Consider the following 1,598-nt stretch of genomic DNA (forward strand, 5'->3'; position numbering starts at 1 on the left):
CGCCTTCCGGGGCCGTGTCGTGCGCGACGGCGCCGTGCGCGGTCGTGGTGTCCCGGGTGGTGGTGTCGGGGGCGGTGGTGTCCGGGTCGAGGCGGCCGAGGTCGACCACACGCCGCGTGCCGCCGCGCAGGGCGGCGATAAGGGAGTCCACCGCGGCATCGGCGTCGGCGGGCACACCGAGCGCGCGGGCGAGGTCGTTGCCCGTACCGCACGGCACCAGCCCCAGGGCCGGACCGGAGTCCGCGCAGCACTGCACCGCCTGGTGCGCCGCACCGTCACCACCGAGCACCACCAGCGCGTCCAGGCCCGCCCGGCGGGACCGCTCCACCCGCGCCCGGAACGCCTCCGCGGACTCGGCGGTGATCACCTCGAGCTGGTCGGCCTCGGCACGCAGCCGGGCCGCGACCGTATTCGCGATCCGGGCGGCCGCGCCCCGGCCCGACCCGGGATGCACGGCCAGCGCCACGTGCCGGCCCACGCCGATCAGGTCACGTCGTCGGTGTCGGGCCGGGACCGGGACGTCCCACCCGGGGCCGACCCTCCGTGCGCCGCGCCGGCGGAGGGCGTGTCCGTCTCGTCGGCCGAGGTCGGCGTGTACTCGAACGGCGCCGCCTCGTCGTCGGCGAGACCGTCGAGGCCCTCCTCGGCGCGCAACCGCGCCCGCTTGCGATCGTGCAGCCGGGTGATCTGCAACGCCAGCTCGAACAGCAACGTCAACGCACCGGCCAGCGCGATCATCGAGAACGGGTCCGCGGGCGTGACGAAGGCGGCGAACACGAAGAACACGAAGATCAGCCCGCGCCGCCACTTCGCGAGCTGCTCGTAGCGCACCACGCCCACCCGGTTGAGCATGACCACCAGCAACGGCAGTTCGAAACTCACCCCGAAGATCAGCAACAGCGACAGCACGAACGAGACGTACTTGTCACCGGTGAACCACGTGTCGAACGAGTCACCGCCGAAGTTGGTCAAAATCTCCAGCGCGTACGGCACCATCACATACGCCAGCACCGCGCCGAGCGCGAACAGCACGCTGGCGAAGCCCACGAACGTCAGCGCGTACTTGCGCTCACGCGAGTACAGCCCCGGCGCCACGAACGCCCACAGCTGATACAGCCACAACGGCGAGAACAACACCGCACCGGCACTCAACCCGACCTTCATCTGGATCATGAAGGCCTCGAACGGCACCGTCTGCAGCAGCCTGCACTCCTGGCCCTCACTGGAGAAGCGCTGCTCGGCCGGGATCGCGCAGTACGGACCGGTGACCAGATCACCGAGCGACGGGATCGGCCCGACGCGGGTGTTGAACCAGAGGAACCCCAGCACGCCGCCCGCGATCAACGCGAGCAGGCCGTAGCCGAGCCTGCGGCGGAACTCGTAGATGTGTTCCACCAGTGTCATCGTGCCGTCGGGGTTGTACCGACGGCTGCGCTTGCGCCGCTTACCCGTGCGCCGCCCGCCCTGGTCCGCAGAGTCCGCCACGAACAGTTTCCGTTCTCGTCAAGACGTCGACACGAGCGGCCGGTCCCGGCCACCCGTTCACACCCCACGCGCGGTGTGCGCCGCACGGTCCCCGGCGGCGCACACCGCCTCGG

The 1,598-nt window shown here is 71.2% G+C and carries 2 protein-coding genes; both read right to left on the minus strand.

What is annotated here, in order from left to right; genetic code table 11:
* The coding region (locus SACSA_RS23395; RefSeq protein ID WP_019818735.1) for a diacylglycerol/lipid kinase family protein at positions 1-478 on the minus strand (478 nt) is incomplete at its 3' end.
* 5 nt (positions 479-483) lie between these two features.
* Entirely contained in the window at positions 484-1,485 is a 1,002-nt protein-coding gene (gene tatC, locus SACSA_RS0116200; RefSeq protein ID WP_019818738.1) for a twin-arginine translocase subunit TatC, read from the minus strand.
* Positions 1,486-1,598 lie beyond the last annotated feature (113 nt).

Origin of the sequence: Saccharomonospora saliphila YIM 90502 (assembly GCF_000383795.1) — a bacterium.
In the GTDB taxonomy this organism is placed as follows: domain Bacteria; phylum Actinomycetota; class Actinomycetes; order Mycobacteriales; family Pseudonocardiaceae; genus Saccharomonospora; species Saccharomonospora saliphila.